This window comes from Yersinia ruckeri ATCC 29473 (assembly GCF_000754815.1).
GTDB lineage: Bacteria > Pseudomonadota > Gammaproteobacteria > Enterobacterales > Enterobacteriaceae > Yersinia > Yersinia ruckeri.
In genome coordinates, this window is sequence record NZ_KN150747.1 from 987492 (window position 1) to 1004864 (window position 17373).

A 17373-nucleotide genomic window follows, 5' to 3' on the forward strand; every position below is an offset into this window, starting at 1 on the left:
TTGATTGAGGCCGGTGATTTATCGGCCTCAGATAATTAACTGTTCTTGAGTCCTGTTGCTTTAAGCTGCACTTTAGCCATCTCCTTCAATATGGCATCGAATGGCTTGTTCTGCTGGGCGGTATTTTTAGCCACATTACAGCGATTTTTTGCAAAAAGATCCTGGCCTGACACCTGCGGATTGGACGTCTCTACTTTCGGCGCATTGGCTTGTGCTACTGCATTGAGCATGGCATTTGATGGTAACGGCGGTGGTGGGGGCGCTTCTCCGGCGTTGAAGGGCGCAATAACAGGGGTGGGTATTAATGAGGGCGTAATCGTTTTGCTTGGTTCCAATTGGGGGCGAATGACGCGAGGCATTTCCTGAGCCGCAGGGCGTTCAGTCTTCAGTTTTATCTGTTTTTCAGCGCTATGTTTTACAATAGTATCATGCAGTTTTTTAACCGCTTCGATCCCTCCAGCGGCTTTTTCTACGGCTTTATTGAGCGCATGGCTTGGCGGTAGTATCTTGCAGCCGGTTAAATCTCTCGCTTTTCCAGCGACTGGTTTTTTACCATTTTCAATGAATTGAGCATTAATTTTTTCGAATTTATTCAGAAATGAGCTGAGATTTGAACGCGGTGCTTGGGGAGCATCAGCGATTTTTTGTTGCCCCGTAGTCTCGTTAACGGCGGTGGTTTGCTTGGTGGCTGCGGCTGAAATCATGCCAGAAGGGCGGGTTAATAACGTATTTTGGTTTTTAACCGAGGCAATCTTATGGGCGAAAGCTGCTGCTAACGGTGTTCTATCACTCGTATTGATATTGGTAGCTTGACCTTTTTTCTCAATAGAAGCTATGTGGATGATAGTGGGCGGTGTGTAGATGGCTCTCATTTTATGCATCCTGATTGATTTGATAATAAACAATCAATGATATGCATTACTAATATCCATTTATTTCATAAACAGATTATCTGACGTAATAACGTCTAGCAAAAGATGGGAGTTATCACTCACCACCCTGACCAGGCTAATCTAACGGCTAGCGGCGTTCACCCCGGCCTTTGGGGATCACCAGAGGAGTATGGGAAACCGGGTCGTCAATAATCATGCAAGGCATACCAAATACCTGCTCCACTAAATCGGCGGTGATCACTTCACGAGGTGGCCCCTGGGTCACAATCTTGCCGCACCGCATGGCAATAATATGTGTTGCGTAGCGACAAGCATGATTCAGATCGTGCAATACTGCGACTAAAGTATGCTGGCGTTGGCGATTCAGATCACCGAACAATTCCAATAGTTCGATTTGGTGGGCAATATCCAGGTATGTAGTGGGTTCGTCCAACAGCAACAACGGTGTTTGCTGCGCCAGTACCATGGCAATCCATACTCGCTGACGTTGACCTCCAGACAGCGAGTCCACAGTGCGATCCGCCAGTTCACTGACGCCGGTGGCCTGCATAGCTTCACTGACCGCCAACTGATCCGCATAAGCCCATTGCTGGAGCAATTTTTGGTGTGGATAACGGCCACGAGCGACCAAATCCATGACGCTGATACCATCCGGAGCCAGCGATGTTTGCGGCAGCAGGCCGAGGTTACGGGCAACGTATTTGGTGTCGTAGCGGGTGATACTTTTGCCATCCAGAATCACCTGACCGGCCTGAGGTTTTAACAGGCGGCTTAAGGCACGTAACAGCGTTGACTTACCGCAGGCATTCGGACCGACAATGACGGTAAATTCACCATCAGGAATCGAAAGATTCAGATTTTCACTGATTATCTTTCCTTCATAGCCTAAGGTTACGGCATCGGCCTGTAAGCGGTTAGTGGTGATATCTGAAGCAGTAGAATGAATAATATTCATGATCGGCGAGACTCGCGGATTAATAGCCAAATAAGATACAGACCACCGATGCTGATGGTCACCACGCCTACCGGCAGTTGATTAGGTGAAAATAGATGCTGAGCGCATAAATCGGCGGCAGCCAGTAATAGTGCGCCCATCAGCGCGGAAGCGCAGAGGGTGACGGAGGGTGAACCAGTCAGGCGGCGGGCGATCTGCGGTGCGGCCAGTGCAATAAATGAAATTGGGCCAGCGGCAGCAGTGACCGCCGCCATCAGGATCACACCCACTGCCATTAACCCAAGGCGGGTTTTTTCTACTGGAATACCCAGCGCGCCTGCGGCGTCATCCCCCATCTCCAATAACGGAATCCGACGGCTAAGCAAGGCAACGATCACCATAGCCAGCAGGATAAATAGGGTGGAGGGTGCCGCTTTCGCCCAAGTGAGGCCATTGAGAGAACCGGCTCCCCAGGCTGCAGCACTGAGTGCCGCTTCCAGTGATGCGGTAATGCTTAGCCAAGTATTAAATGCCGTCAACATTGCACCGACGGCGATCCCGACGATAATCAACCGAAATCCCTGAATTCCCTGACGGTAAGCCAGTAGGTATACCGCCGTGGCCGCGAGTAGACCACCAGCCAGCGCGCTGCTGGCAATTTCAAAATAGCTGCCGTTAAACATGATGATAGCAACCAGTGCGCCGCTATAGGCTCCGGAGTTAAAGCCAATAATATCCGGGCTGCCCAATGGGTTACGGATCATCGATTGAAACAATGCGCCGCTGACGCCTAACGCAGCACCGAAAATCAGCGCCATCGTAGCGCGAGGTAAACGCCACTGGGTCACGATGGTGCCAATATATCCGCTACTATTGCCGAATAATGCCTGGATAACCTGCTCGAACGACAATTTAAGCGTGCCGAGCGTTAAGGCAGATAGCCCCAGTAGCAGACAAGCCAACAACAGTAATCCGCATACCCATACACTGCGAGGCCGCACACGTAGATTCACTGCGCCGTCGCGGTGACCGATAATCCAAGGTTGAACGGCAGGTTTCACAGGGATGTCATCCTTGCATTACGCCGCACCAAAATAATTAACAGCGGTGCGCCGATAAAGGCGGTGACTACGGAAACCCGCAGTTCACCGGGAACCAGAAAGCGGCCGATAATATCGGAGAACAGCAGCAAAATTGGCGTCATTACCAGCGTAAAGGGCAGAATCCAGTTTTGATTCGGGCCTACCAGCCAGCGAGCAATATGCGGCACCATGAGACCGATAAAGGCAATTGGACCGACCGCTGCGGTCGCCGCACCACACAGTAAAGTGACGGCAACCACCGCCCAAAACTGGGTACGACCAATATGAGCCCCCAGAGCTGCGGCCAAATCCTCACCCATATGCATGGCATTTAGTGGGCGAGCCAGTAGCAAGGCAATAATAGTCCCGACGACAATAGCGGGCGTAACGGCTATCACCACCGACATATTGCGAATATCCAGAGAACCGGCTTCCCAGAACCGCACACTGTCGTAAACCATTGGATGAGTTAATGATATGCCAGATGAGATACCGGCTAATACCGCACCGATGGCGACGCCAGAAAGCGTCAGACGTAACGGATTAACCCGCCCGGAACCCAGGGTTCCGACCCAGTAAACCAGCAGCGTTGTTATCATTGCGCCGATAAAGGCGAAAACCATATAACCGCCAATGGCATTGGCACCAAATACGGTAATACCGACAATAACGGCGAAACTGGCACCCGCATTGACGCCAAGAATACCGGGATCCGCCAATGGATTACGGGTCAGTGCCTGAATCACGGCTCCCGCCAGCCCCAGTGCTGCACCGGCTAATACACCCATCAAGGTACGCGGTAAACGAGAGGCTAAAATCAGCATACTGTCCTGCCCGTGGTATTCCCCCAGCAGACTTTGCCATACCCGTTGCAGAGGAATGGCTTTCGCGCCAAACATCAGGCTACAGGCCATGATGATCAACAGCAGAATAAGGCATAAAAATAGTCCGAACAGACGGCGGCGGTCGTTGGAAAAACGGCCTGCCTGTAGGGTACCCATGGGCATATTGTGTGCTTTATTAAATGACATAATTATCTTCTTTAATAAAATGATTCTTGTTATCGTTTTGATTATCATTATTATTTAAGTTATGTTAGCACGAGTCATTAGCGGATGACATCAGCAAAATCTTGCGATTCTCCGAGTGACACCTCACTTTTTCGGTCATAGGGCCATGTCCGGCAGTCTCCCTGCCGACATTAATGGATTAGATCATCATGGCAAAGTCACCCATTCTTTTGGATTTCAGTCTGTTAAAGAATAACGTTAATTTTCGGGCAGTTTTTATTGCCCGTTTGATTTCGGTTTTAGGTTTGGGGATGCTGACCGTTGCGGTTCCCGTACAGATTCAGGCCATGACCGGTTCGACCCTGCAAGTGGGGCTAGCTGTCACATTGGATGGTCTGGGAATGTTTGTCGGATTGCTACTGGGTGGCGTGCTGGCGGATAGGTTTGATCGCCGCCGATTGATTTTATTTGCTCGCTTTACCTGCGGCCTGGGGTTTGTCGGTCTGAGTATCAATGCGTTTTCTGCCACGCCGTCCCTATTGGCATTGTACGTATTGGCGACTTGGGATGGTTTCTTTGGTGCGTTGGGCATGACGGCGTTAATGGCCGCAACGCCATCATTGGTGGGACGGGAGAATCTGGCTGCCGCAGGCGGGTTGAGTATGCTGACTGTCCGGCTGGGATCGATATTATCACCGGCAATCGGTGGTTTAATTATCGTTTATGGTGGTGTGGGCTGGAACTACACCATTGCGGCGGCAGGTACTCTGCTGACGCTGCTGCCTTTATTACGATTACCACAAATGAAGCCAACGATTAGCAGCCATCATCAACACCCGCTGCGGGCGTTGGCTCAGGGTATTTCCTTTGTCTTCAGCAACAAGATTGTTGGTTCAGTGGTACTGTTAGGCTCTTTGGTCAGCATGGTGGGGGCGATTCGGGTGCTATTTCCAGCTCTGGCCGAGAATACCTACCATGTCGGTGCTTCCCAGATTGGTATTATGTATTCGGTGGTACCTCTGGGAGCCACCCTCGGTGCCTTTACCAGCGGTTGGGTTGCGCAGGTACGCCGTCCCGGTATGGTACTGATGTTTGCTTCGATTGCGGCGTTTTTATCGATTGCGACGGTGGGAATGACGGAAAATTTCTATTTGGCATTGCCTGGATTGGTCGTATACGGCTATCTGGGTTCAATCAGTGGATTACTGCAATATACGTTGGTACAAAGTCATACGCCGGATGCGCTGTTGGGGCGGGTGAACAGTCTGTGGAATGTGCAGTTTGTTACCGGTGAATCCCTCGGTGCTTTGGGGCTGGGTTTGTTGGCTCGCCTGATGACCCCAGCATTGGCAGCATTGTCCTGTGGTCTTGCGGCGGCGGGATTAGGGGCGGTGATTGCGGTTTGCGTTCGTCCACTGCGGCAGGCGACGATGGGTAGTGCTGAGCTGGAGGAAGTGGCGATTCCGGTGAAACGATAATTAAATCCCCGCGATGTGGGTAACGATCCGTGTTAATGCACGGATCGTTTAGGCCATGGGCACTGATGTTCACTGAATGGTTATCAACCGAAATCCGTTCAGATTTTACATCAATCTTTGTTAAACAACGTCTTAATTCTCTGTAACATATTGCTGGCGCTATAGTAATCCAGGCGGAAGGTGTCGTTGCCCATCGGGTAAACTCGATCTTGTTGTAAGGGGGTCAGATGGACAAGAAACTGATTTGCTTTGAGCGCCTCGATGGCTAAATGATCTCCGGAGAATAATAGAAAAGTGTTGCCATTTAACCCCTCCGCCAGTCTCTCCCCACCTAACTGAACGATATCTTTACGATATCCCATACTGGTATTGCCACGAACATCCTCGGGAATCTCTGCCAACCTAAAACCTAGCTCCTGTAATAATTTCCCTTGTGCTGAGTTTTCTGTCCACATATTGGCCGTTTGCCCTCCGGGTTGATACACGAAGGCCGAAACCGGCTGTGGTGGTAAGGTAATGCTGCTTTTTACCTGTTCCATCTGCTGCGAAAAATCAGTGATAACCCGCTCAGCATCGGCTTCATGGCCGGTAGCCTGCCCTAAAACCTGAGCCAATTCCTGCCAGCTTTTATCGTCGTAATTGATAACCAGCGTTGGGGCAATGGCCGACAGTTGCTCATACAGTTTCAGCGCCGAATCGCCACCGGTGGCTGAAATAATGATCATATCGGGTGCCATGCTGGCTACTGCTTCGGCGTTTGGTTCGGTTTGATACATCGGCACCAGATTGCGTGCTTTTGCTTCTTTAGACCATTGGGTAAAGAATCCCTGATCATCTGCCACCGTGGTATTAGGCACTGTGGCACCGGTGCCGACCAACGGCGCATTAATTGCCAGTAAAGTCCCAGTCATGGTGATGCTGGTTGAAACAATGCGCCGCGGTGGATGGGAAATTTGGATATCACCTTTGGCGGTTCTCACTATTCGTGGCCATAACTCACTGTTTTTGCTGGTGGCGGCGGGAGGTGAAACGTCCACCGTTTCATCGGCGGGTTTGCATCCGCTTAGCAAAAAAATGGTGAACAGAGCCAGCAAGGCTGAAAGAGTCAGACGGCGGGATATTAGCGTAACGCTATGAAAAAAAAGGGACATGGCGAAAGTTATTCTCCTGTTTTTCGCGTTTCAATATAAGGAAAAATAATCAATATGATATTTACATTGATTGACAATATGAAAGCATCATCGTAATTTATCACGCTCAAGGGAAATGATAGTAATTATTATTACCATTACCATTTAGATTGTGGTGGAGGTTTTTGTGGCACAGAGTGGCACTGAAGAGCATTTGGTTAACCCACTTTTCTCAGCGACTTCCTCGGCATTTTTATTTACTTCGGCGCATCGAAGTATAAAAACCGAGGGAATTGCGGAGCGAATCACTCAAAAAGCACAGGACGGTGCAGATTACCTTAGTGCATTACAGGCGTCGATCAAACAGGCATTTATCCGAGCGCGAGCCGACGGACAGTCACAGCCGATTGTTGTCGGGGTGTTCCCCTTTGATACGACTCAGGCCACTCAGCTATTTATCCCCCAATCCTATCAATTTATTCACCGTCAGGATCTGGTCGATTGCGCCGTCAATGACCAACGCAGCCCGATATCGGTAGTCAATTGGCGTAGTTTGCCGAACGAGCCGGAGTTTAAACAGGCCGTTTCACGGGCGGTAGAAACGTTTCGTCGCGGGAAAATCCACAAGGCGGTACTGTCGCGAATTTTAGAAATCGAAACCGAAACACCGATCAACACCAACCAAGTGATCAATCACTTATTACGGCAGAACCCTGGTGCATATCATTTCCACGTACCTCTGGCAGAAGGCGGTGTTTTGCTCGGTGCCAGTCCGGAACTTCTGGTTCGTAAAGATGGCAATCAGGTTTATACCAACCCGTTGGCGGGTTCGGCAAAGCGTCAGAACGATGTGGAGAATGACCTTGCTGTTTCTCAGGCATTATTGAATTCCGGTAAAGATCAGTATGAACATCGGTTGGTTATTGATGAAATCCGCCGCTTGTTGGCTCCATATTGCCGGTCATTAAATATTCCGACGCAGCCATCACTCATTCATACGGCTGCATTATGGCACCTTTCTACCGCCATCAGTGGCGAGCTGGAAACCAGCCAGATTTCGGTACTGCAATTGGCCTGTTTACTGCATCCAACGCCAGCATTATGCGGATTGCCGACCGCTTTGGCTCGCCAATTAATCAGTCAGTTGGAGCCTTTCGATCGTGGCTTGTTTAGCGGAATCGTTGGTTGGAGCGATGAGCAGGGCAACGGTGAATGGGCGGTGGTGATTCGCTGTGCCACGGTAGATAAAACCCAAGTTCGCCTGTTTGCTGGGGCCGGTATTGTGATGGCTTCTCAGCCGGCGTTGGAGTGGGCGGAAACGGAGGCCAAGCTGGGAACCATGTTGAATGCTTTGGGTATTCAGCCACAAGGAAGTTTGCCATGAGCATTGAGTTTACCCGCTGGCCTGCGGAAGTTGCCCACCAATACCGGCAAAAAGGTTATTGGATTGATTTACCGTTAACGGATGTACTGGCTCGTCAGTGCCAGCTACGACCACAGGCGATAGCGGTCATTTGTCGTGAACGACAGTTTAGCTATCACGAAATGAACTGCGCTTCTGACCGTCTGGCTGGACGATTGACACGGCTGGGGCTGCGCTGTGGTGATACGGCATTGGTACAATTGCCGAACGTGGCTGAATTCTATCTGGTGTATTTTGCGTTGTTAAAGATGGGCGTCGCCCCGGTCAATGCCTTATTCAGCCATAACCGTCTGGAATTAAACGCTTATGTTGAGCAGATTCAGCCACGTTTGTTGATTGCTTCGGCCAGTCATCCATTGTTTGCTAACGCTGAATTTGTTTCTCAATTGCGGCAAAAATCACCGCTACTGGAACAGATTATTATTGATGGTGCGACGGATTATGCACCGTTGTTGCACCGCTTACTCTATGAAGAAATAGACGAACAACGGCCTGCATTTTCACCCTCGGCGGCGGATGAAGTGGCCTTTTTCCAGCTTTCAGGCGGCAGTACAGGTACGCCAAAATTAATACCTCGCACGCATAATGACTATTATTACAGTGTCAGAGCCAGCGTGGATATCTGTCAAAACGATGAGAAAACTCGCTATTTATGTGCACTACCTGCTGCCCATAACTATCCGCTCAGTTCTCCCGGTGCATTGGGTATCTTTTACGCCGGTGGTTGCGTGATTCTGGCACCAGACCCCAGTGCCATGAGCTGCTTCCCGCTGATTAAGCGTTATCAGGTGACGATGACATCGCTGGTTCCACCTGCGGTGGCGCTGTGGTTGCAGGCTGCCGAACATTTCGGCCGCGAGGATCTGGTCAGTTTACAATTGCTACAGGTTGGCGGAGCGAAACTGAGTGAATCTCTGGCGCGTCGAATTCCCCAGACGTTGGGCTGCCAGTTGCAGCAGGTTTTGGGAATGGCCGAAGGCCTGGTGAACTATACCCGTCTGGATGATAGCGATGAACATATCTTCACCACGCAGGGGCGTCCCATCAGCGCCGATGATGAAATCAAGCTGTTGGACGAGAACGGGCGAACGGTCGCGCCGGGTGAAGTGGGTGAATTAGTCACCCGCGGTCCTTATACCTTCCGTGGCTACTATCGCAGCCCGCAACATAATGCCAAAGCCTTTGATGAAGAAGGTTTTTATCATTCAGGCGATTTGGTGCAAATGACCCAAGATGGCTACCTGCGGGTGGTTGGACGTGAGAAAGATCAAATTAATCGCGGTGGCGAGAAAATTGCGGCTGAAGAAGTGGAAAATCTGCTGCTGACCCACCCAGATATTATCCACGCGGCGCTGGTTTCCATGCCTGATGAAATGATGGGTGAGAAAAGCTGCGCCTTTGTCGTGACTCGTGACGCTAATCTCAAACCGCTCCATTTACGTAAATATCTGCGCGTTATCGGGGTGGCGGAATTCAAATTGCCAGATCGGTTTGAAATGGTCGATACCCTGCCGGTGACACCCGTTGGAAAGATTGATAAGCGGCTATTACGACAAAGAATTCAGACCCAACTCAATACTATTGCTGAATAAGGAGACTTCTCATGGCGATTCCAACTCTTTCTGCTTATCCGCTACCTCAGGCTAAACAGATCCCGGTGAATAAAGTGGACTGGCAATTTGATCCGGCTAAAGCCGTACTGTTGATCCATGATATGCAGGAGTATTTTGTGAGCTTCTACGGCGACAATAATCCCCTGATCCAGCAGGTGATCGAGCATATTGTTGTCCTTCGTCGATTCTGTAAAAGTAACGGTATACCGGTGATTTATACCGCTCAGCCGAATAATCAAAGTTCAGAGGATCGGGCGCTACTCAACGATATGTGGGGGGCGGGTCTAAACGATCATCCGGCAAAACAGCGAGTAGTCCATGCGTTAACGCCTGATAAAGATGACAAGATTCTGGTGAAGTGGCGCTACAGCGCATTCCACCGTTCGCCGTTGGAATCGATGATGAAAGAAATGGGGCGGGATCAACTGGTGATCTGCGGCATCTACGGTCATATCGGCTGCATGATCACCGCCACTGATGCTTTTATGAAAGACATCAAACCTTTTATGGTGGCGGATGCGGTAGCCGATTTCACGTTGGAAGAGCATCTGATGGCGCTGAAATATGTCGCCACGCGCAGTGGGTGCGTACTGTTCACCGAGGATTTGCTGGGTAAAAGCACGGCAGCGGCGGAAAAATTCAGCAAAGAAGCACTTAAAACACAAATCCTGGCGTTGATAGATGAAAGCGCCGAAGACTTTGATGAAGATGAAAATCTGATCGATTATGGACTGAACTCTGTTCACATTATGGCGTTGGTGACCGAGTGGCGTCAGCAGGGAATCACGTTGAGCTTTGTCGATCTGGCCAGGGCACCGAGTCTGAATGGCTGGTGGGCAGTGTTTGAAAAACAATGCCTGATGGGAGCGAAATAATGGTGCAAATGGATTTTACCGCCAAGCGTGTCTGGGTCACCGGTGCTGGTCAGGGGATCGGTTTTGAAACGGCCAAACTGTTCGGTGAGTTGGGTGCAGATGTACTGGGACTGGACAAAGCCTTTCCTAATGGAAATTACCCGTTTACCACCGTAGTGGTCGATATCAGCCAGCCAGCGCAGGTAGCTGATGTTTGTGAACACTTACTTGAGGATGTGCCACGGGTGGATGTGCTGGTTAATGCTGCCGGAATTTTGCGCTTGGGAGACATCGAGGCGCTGGGGCTGGACGACTGGCAGCAATGTTTTGACGTTAATGTTTCTGGCGCTTTCTATATATTGAGACACTTAATTCCCTACTTTAAACAACAGGGTGCCGGTACGGTAGTTAGTATCGGTTCCAATGCTGCTCATGTGCCACGTATGCAAATGGCGGCTTATTGTGCCTCCAAGGCGGCACTCACCAGTTTTAGTCACTGTGTGGGATTGGAGCTGGCTCCTTACGGTGTTCGTTGCAACCTGGTTTCTCCTGGATCAACGGATACCCCGATGCAGCGCGGCATGTGGCAAGCGGCGGATGCTGAACAGCGCACGATTGCCGGTTTCCCTCAGCAATATAAATTAGGTATTCCTCTGGGAAAAATTGCCACACCGCAAGAAATTGCGCATACGGTCGCTTTTCTCGCATCGGATCTGGCTAGCCATATCACGTTGCAGGATATCGTTGTTGATGGTGGTGCCACGCTGGCAGCTTGATGGATGATCCGATGCAGGAAATGGTCACGGATTTGATCGAAAGATGGAGCCGGTTAACGCCAGAATCCATTGCGGCAAGGGAGGCCAATGGTACCACCATTCGCTATGCTCAACTCGATCAGGATGCTAACCGTATTGCCAATTGGCTAAACCAACAAGGAATAGGGGAGCACTCCCGAATTGGCGTGTTGACCGGTGGCGATCCCGCTTTTCTGGTCGCATTATTGGCGGTTTGGAAAGCCGGAGCCTGCTACGTGCCGCTGGATATTCACTATCCTGCTGGGCGCTTGAGCCATATGATTGCCGATGCTGGTCTGACGGTGATTCTTGGTGCAGGCAACGGAGAAGCGCTGGGATTATGGCCGTGTACGCGTTATTTCGACATAATCTCACCGTCATTTCGTCAGGCTATTACGCATTGGCCAGCACATTGTCCACCCGCGATAGTGCGTAAACCGCAACAGTTGGCTTTGATCATTTACACTTCTGGTTCTACCGGTGTGCCAAAAGGCGTGATGATTGAGCAGGGAGCGTTAGCCAATGTTCTGCGGGATCATGGCGCAGGATTGCAGGTAACGGCAGCGAGCCGTGTGTATAGCGCTCTGTCTCTGGCGTTTGATGCCGGGAATATGGCGGCGTTATTACCACTAAGCTGTGGTGGGGAATTGGTTCTGGGCAGTGGTGATACCGCCAGTGTGACGCAAAGTAGCGCAAGCCATTTATTCCTGCCGACAGCGTTGTTAACCCATCTTGATATTACAGCCGAAGGATTACCCCATCGGATTGCTATTGGTGGTGAAGATTGCCCGCAAAATCTGGCCAATCGTTGGGCGGGAACCGTGGCGTTATATAACTTATACGGTCCGGCAGAATGCACGGTCACCGCTCTTTATGGCCAACTCTATCCCGGTGAACGGGTGCATATTGGCCTGCCGGTCGCTCATATTCAGCCGTGGATTCTGGATGAAGACGGCACTGAATGTCCACCGGGGGTGGCGGGTGAACTGTATCTGGCCGGAGCGGGATTAGCCCGAGGCTATCTTAACCAACCGCAGCTTACCTCCCAGCGCTTTATTCAATGGTTATCGCCGCAAGGCCATCCGCTGCGTTTATACCGAACCGGAGATAAGGTCAAAAAGCTGGCCTGTGGCAACTATCAGTTTTTGGGGCGGATAGAAGAAGAGATACGTATTGGCGGTTACCTGATTGATACCACGGAGGTTGAGTGGCAATTGGTGCGAGTATGTCCTTTATTGCAGCAGGTAAAAGTGGTCGTACAACGGCAAGGGGCGGAAGCGACGTTGCTGGCTTTTGCCACATGGTGCGGATGCTATCCACCTTGTTTAGCAGAACCTCGCCGGATTCTGTGTGATTTGGCTCATCGCCTGCCGGAATATCTGGTTCCCAGCCAGTTACATTTGATCAATGAAATGCCGTTAACACCGAGCGGGAAACTGGATAAAAAACGGTTGCCGAAATTGGCAGCGAAAACCGGCTTGGTTTAATGCCTGATACAGAGAATCCCAGTTAAAACTGAAGTGAACTTTTGTTTATTCGATCTCTCCATCATGACCTTTCTCCGAACAATCGCTCTACCTAAACGGGGATCGGCCGATATGCATGGGGATATTAACACCATGGATCAGAATCAATCAGGGCTAATTTATCGTGGCAGCATGGAAGTTTGTCTGTTTATGATGAAATCAAACAATTGAATAAATATGTTTATAAGATATCGCTGTAAATTTGATACTATCAATTTTAGGTGGTTAGATTGTATTTTTATTTTAAACTCAGGGTGATTATCATGTGCGTTGATGTTTTTATTCGATTAGATATATGGAAGTTTCATTTATAGAAGTTAATTTTTTTCTGTAAAAATAGATTCTGCTCGGTACGGGTATTTTTATATGTTTAAAAGGCATTAATGAGTTAATGATAGTGAATAAAGTGAGATTTATAGTGAATGGAATGTGAAATAATTTATTTTCGCTATTTCTTGGTGCTGATATATCAGTGTACCGATAGCTTATATTGATAAAAAAAATACTTAATAAGCCTAAATACTAGGTGAAAATAACGTGTTAGTTCTCATTCTTTTCAATAGTAATCTGATATGGCAGACAGTATTCGCGCTATAACACGGAGTTAAAAAACGGATAGAAACTATATGACTTAAACCGGTTATTTTGCGCGTAGTAGCCTCCTTTTCCCCTCTGTAATTTGCCTGTTATGCAGCTATTCCCCTGTTTATGAAGGTTTCCTACACTCTTTTTAATACTGTCATTAATGGTGGTTTATGCTGGCGATTCTTTCTACTGTTTTATATTTTTAACATTATTTAGGATTAGAAAAACTAATCCATAGATCCGAATGTAGACTCCGTTGCATTTTTTGAAATTAATAACTACACGCAATATCAGACCCACTGTATTTTGCTATTTCCATCACATTAATACAGTTTTTTGTACCGTAGCATGCTGGCGTATTAAATCTTTTATTCTTAGAAGTTTTACTTTGCAAGGTCATAAAAAATGAAAGTTTATAATAACTTACCTATAACCATCAATGACATCATTGATGCGCAGAAACGACTGCAAGGGAATATTTACAAAACCGGGCTAGCAAGATCCAATTATCTGAGTGAGCGTTGTCATGGCGAGATTTACCTCAAGTTTGAGAATATGCAACGCACGGGATCGTTCAAAATCCGTGGGGCTTTTAATAAGCTAAGCTCACTCAACGAAGAAGAGAAAAGACAGGGCGTTGTTGCGTGTTCGGCTGGTAATCATGCACAGGGTGTTTCCCTTTCCTGCGCGATGCTGGGAATTAACAGCAAAGTAGTCATGCCAAATTGCGCACCTAAATCGAAAGTTGCGGCAACCAGCGATTATTCCGCTCAGGTAGTGTTACATGGTGAGAATTTTAATGACACCATCGCCAAAGCCAGCGAAATTATCGAGCTGGAAAATCGTATATTTATCCATCCTTTCGACGATGAAAAAGTTATTGCCGGGCAGGGTACTATTGGACTGGAAATTCTCGAAGATCTCTATGATGTCGATAACGTGATTGTACCTATTGGCGGTGGCGGATTAATCGCTGGTATTGCGATGGCAATTAAATCAATTAACCCAACCATTAATATTATCGGCGTGCAATCGGAAAACGTTCACGGCATGGCGGCATCTTATTATAACGGCAGCATTACGAATCATCGTACAACCTCAACTCTGGCTGATGGCTGTGATGTGGCACGTCCGGGAATTTTGAACTTTGAAATAGTCAAGGCGCTGGTTACCGATATTGTGCTAGTGACGGAAGATGAAATCAGAAAAAGTATGATTGATCTGATTCAACGCAACAAGATTGTTACTGAAGGTGCTGGCGCATTGGCATCTGCGGCATTATTAAGTGGGAAATTAAAAGATTATATCACGGGTAAAAAGACCGTCAGCATTATCTCAGGCGGTAATATCGATTTATCTCGTGTATCACAAATAACGGGATTAGGCAGTATTTCGTAAAATATCTTAATAAGGAATTTATTAATGGGTATCGATAATACTATTTCAACACCAATTGAAGCAACTACGTGGCGTAAATCAGACACAACCTGGACCTTGGGGTTATTTGGTACAGCAATCGGGGCTGGGGTCTTATTCTTCCCGATCCGCGCTGGTTTTGGTGGACTGATTCCTATCTTGATTATGCTGGTTCTAGCTTATCCTATTGCCTTCTTATGCCACCGCTCGTTGGCTCGTCTGTGTTTATCCGGTAGTAATTGTTCAGGTAATATCACGGAAACTGTCGAGGAACACTTCGGAAAAACTGGCGGAGTCGTCATTACCTTCCTCTATTTTTTTGCTATTTGCCCATTGCTGTGGATTTACGGCGTAACCATCACCAATACCTTTATGACCTTCTGGGAAAACCAGCTTCAACTGGCTCCGCTTAACCGTGGTCTGGTGGCGTTAGGGTTATTGTTGTTGATGGCGACGGTGATTTATTTCGGTAAAGACCTGATGGTTAAGGTCATGAGTTTTCTGGTCTTCCCGTTTATTGCCTGTCTGGTGCTTATTTCGGTTTCACTGATTCCTTACTGGAACGCCTCTGTTATTGAACAGGTGGACTTTAACCAGATTTCGTTATTGGGGCATGATGGCATATTGGTTACCGTGTGGTTGGGTATTTCCATCATGGTGTTCTCGTTTAACTTCTCACCGATTGTTTCTTCTTTCGTCGTATCGAAACGTGAAGAATATGAACCGGAGTTTGGTCGCGAATTTACAGAGAAAAAATGCTCGCAGATTATCAGTAGAGCCAGTCTGTTGATGGTTGCAGTGGTGATGTTCTTTGCCTTTAGCTGTCTGTTCACTCTGTCTCCACAAAATATGGCTGAAGCCAAAGCACAGAATATTCCGGTACTCTCTTATCTGGCTAACCATTTCTCTAGCATGGCCGGCAGCAAGTCGACCTTCTCTATCACGCTAGAATATGCCGCATCGTTGATTGCGCTCGTTGCCATTTTCAAATCCTTCTTTGGGCATTATCTCGGTACGTTGGAAGGCCTTAATGGCTTGATTATCAAATTTGGCTGCAAGGGTGACAAAAAGAAAATCACCAGCGGAAAACTCAACCTGATCAGCATGATATTCATCATGGGTTCAACCTGGTTGGTCGCCTACATCAACCCGAATATCCTTGATTTGATTGAAGCCATGGGCGCGCCAATTATCGCATCACTGCTGTGTTTACTGCCGATGTTCGCCATCCATAAGTTGCCTTCCCTGGCCCGTTTCAGAGGCCGCCCGGAAAACTACTTTGTGACCATCGTCGGTCTGCTGACCATCTTTAACATCGTCTACAAATTAATGTAAGTACGGCGCTGAAAACCCTCTATTACCCAATAAGAATGGGCGGAGTAATGACATGACTTTAAACCCTACAGTGCTGGTTATTAACTGTGGTTCATCATCCATTAAATTTTCAGTGCTGACTGCTGGCGATTGTGAAGCGATTATCTCTGGCATTGCCGATGGTATCGGTACTGAAACCGCTTTTTTAATGGTGGATAAAACCACTCGAATTCAGTTGGACAAAGGTAGTTATGCCGATGCATTAACGGCTATTTCTACAGAACTGGAAAAACGTGGCCTGAATCAATCTATCTCCTTGATCGGCCATCGTATTGCTCATGGTGGCCAAATATTCAGTGAATCGGTGCTGATCGATGATCGGGTGGTGGAAGAAATAAAAAAAGTTTCGCCACTGGCTCCGCTACATAATTATGCCAATTTGCATGGCATTGAGGCTGCCCGCCAGCTATTCCCTGGAATTAGACAGGTTGCGGTATTTGATACCGGTTTCCACCAAACTTTAAAGCCTGAGGCCTATCTTTACGCATTGCCTTATCGTTATTTCCACCAGCAAGGTGTGCGGCGCTATGGATTCCACGGCACCTCTTATCGTTACGTTGCAGGGAGGGCGATTGATTTTTTGGGACTGGATGCGCACGACAACGGTCTGATTATCGCCCATCTCGGTAATGGTGCCTCTATCTGTGCAGTTCAGGATGGTAAAAGTGTCGATACTTCCATGGGGATGACACCGCTGGAAGGCCTCATTATGGGAACTCGCAGCGGTGATGTGGACTTCGGTGCGCTGGCTTATCTGGCACGCAAAACGGGGCAGAGCCTGGAAGATCTCGATCATACCTTGAATAAAGAATCCGGACTGCTGGGGATTTCCGGTTTATCCGGCGATTTGCGAGTATTGGAACAGGCATACCACGAAGGACATGAAGGCGCACATTTGGCGATCAATGCCTTTGTGCATCGATTGGCGCGACATATAGGCGGACATGCCAGCTCGCTGCGCCGCTTTGATGCTCTGATTCTGACGGGGGGCATTGGTGAAAACTCATCGCTGATCCGCGAATTGACGCTGAAACGTCTTGCCGTTTTCGGTATTGAAATTGATCCAGCCAAAAATAACCGATCGCAGCACGGATCATTACGCGTTATCAGTGCTCCATCATCACGGGTAGCGGTGGCGGTGATCCCGACCAATGAAGAGAAAATGATTGCACTTGATGCTGTTCGTCTGGGTCATGCGCAACAGGACTCTGCGATTCTAGACGCCGTTTATTAACCGTGACGTCCCATAAAGTACCCACTT

General features: G+C 48.5%; 14 protein-coding genes. 9 read left to right on the forward strand and 5 right to left on the reverse strand.

Translation table 11 applies throughout. The features are described 5' to 3' along the window. Positions 1-35: 35 nt before the first annotated feature. The 4 genes from DJ39_RS04355 to fepD all read right to left on the reverse strand — a co-directional run bounded on the left by DJ39_RS04355 (position 36) and on the right by fepD (position 3940). The gene (locus DJ39_RS04355; protein ID WP_038251168.1) at positions 36-872 is read right to left on the reverse strand and encodes a hypothetical protein; all 837 of its coding nucleotides are present in this window, start codon (positions 870-872) and stop codon (positions 36-38) included. Positions 873-1020: 148 nt separating this feature from the next. Then, complete coding sequence (locus DJ39_RS04360) at positions 1021-1848, reverse strand: ABC transporter ATP-binding protein (RefSeq protein WP_045844292.1); 828 nt, start codon at positions 1846-1848, stop codon at positions 1021-1023. Next, a complete protein-coding gene (gene fepG / locus DJ39_RS04365; RefSeq protein ID WP_038244842.1) occupies positions 1845-2888 on the reverse strand; it encodes an iron-enterobactin ABC transporter permease in 1044 nt (347 codons plus the stop codon). Before fepG ends, DJ39_RS04360 begins: the two co-directional genes overlap by 4 nt. After that, positions 2885-3940 carry a Fe(3+)-siderophore ABC transporter permease gene (gene fepD / locus DJ39_RS04370; RefSeq protein ID WP_004721996.1) on the reverse strand — a complete coding sequence of 352 codons (1056 nt, stop codon included), beginning with the start codon at positions 3938-3940 and terminating at the stop codon, positions 2885-2887. Before fepD ends, fepG begins: the two co-directional genes overlap by 4 nt. Positions 3941-4128: 188 nt before the next feature. Here fepD and entS point away from each other — a divergent pair, with 188 nt between their 5' ends. Continuing rightward, the gene (gene entS / locus DJ39_RS04375) at positions 4129-5397 is read left to right on the forward strand and encodes an enterobactin transporter EntS (RefSeq protein WP_004721991.1); all 1269 of its coding nucleotides are present in this window, start codon (positions 4129-4131) and stop codon (positions 5395-5397) included. A gap of 110 nt (positions 5398-5507) precedes the next feature. On the opposite strand, the gene fepB is transcribed toward entS, so the two are convergent. Further along, positions 5508-6548 carry a Fe2+-enterobactin ABC transporter substrate-binding protein gene (gene fepB / locus DJ39_RS04380; protein WP_038244836.1) on the reverse strand — a complete coding sequence of 347 codons (1041 nt, stop codon included), beginning with the start codon at positions 6546-6548 and terminating at the stop codon, positions 5508-5510. A 166-nt stretch (positions 6549-6714) separates the two neighbouring features. Between fepB and DJ39_RS04385 the strand changes: the two genes are divergently transcribed. The 8 genes from DJ39_RS04385 to tdcD all read left to right on the forward strand — a co-directional run bounded on the left by DJ39_RS04385 (position 6715) and on the right by tdcD (position 17346). After that, entirely contained in the window at positions 6715-7911 is a 1197-nt protein-coding gene (locus tag DJ39_RS04385) for an isochorismate synthase (protein WP_049687795.1), read from the forward strand. After that, positions 7908-9542 carry a (2,3-dihydroxybenzoyl)adenylate synthase gene (locus DJ39_RS04390; RefSeq protein ID WP_038251170.1) on the forward strand — a complete coding sequence of 545 codons (1635 nt, stop codon included), beginning with the start codon at positions 7908-7910 and terminating at the stop codon, positions 9540-9542. The genes DJ39_RS04385 and DJ39_RS04390 overlap by 4 nt, the downstream gene beginning before the upstream one ends. 11 nt (positions 9543-9553) lie before the next feature. Next, the gene (locus tag DJ39_RS04395) at positions 9554-10438 is read left to right on the forward strand and encodes an isochorismatase family protein (RefSeq protein ID WP_004721984.1); all 885 of its coding nucleotides are present in this window, start codon (positions 9554-9556) and stop codon (positions 10436-10438) included. Further along, positions 10435-11193 carry a 2,3-dihydro-2,3-dihydroxybenzoate dehydrogenase gene (gene dhbA / locus DJ39_RS04400; RefSeq protein ID WP_370274473.1) on the forward strand — a complete coding sequence of 253 codons (759 nt, stop codon included), beginning with the start codon at positions 10435-10437 and terminating at the stop codon, positions 11191-11193. Before DJ39_RS04395 ends, dhbA begins: the two co-directional genes overlap by 4 nt. Beyond that, positions 11193-12698: an amino acid adenylation domain-containing protein gene (locus DJ39_RS04405; protein ID WP_004721982.1), complete on the forward strand. Its 1506-nt coding sequence runs from the start codon at positions 11193-11195 to the stop codon at positions 12696-12698. Before dhbA ends, DJ39_RS04405 begins: the two co-directional genes overlap by 1 nt. 1029 nt (positions 12699-13727) lie before the next feature. Further along, the gene (gene tdcB, locus DJ39_RS04410; RefSeq protein ID WP_004721979.1) at positions 13728-14720 is read left to right on the forward strand and encodes a bifunctional threonine ammonia-lyase/L-serine ammonia-lyase TdcB; all 993 of its coding nucleotides are present in this window, start codon (positions 13728-13730) and stop codon (positions 14718-14720) included. Positions 14721-14744: 24 nt separating this feature from the next. Next, positions 14745-16073, forward strand: coding sequence for a threonine/serine transporter TdcC (gene tdcC / locus DJ39_RS04415; RefSeq protein WP_004721978.1), 1329 nt, complete (start codon positions 14745-14747; stop codon positions 16071-16073). 52 nt (positions 16074-16125) lie between these two features. Continuing rightward, positions 16126-17346 (forward strand): propionate kinase, encoded by a 1221-nt coding sequence (gene tdcD, locus DJ39_RS04420; RefSeq protein WP_038244832.1) that lies wholly within the window; start codon positions 16126-16128, stop codon positions 17344-17346. Positions 17347-17373 lie beyond the last annotated feature (27 nt).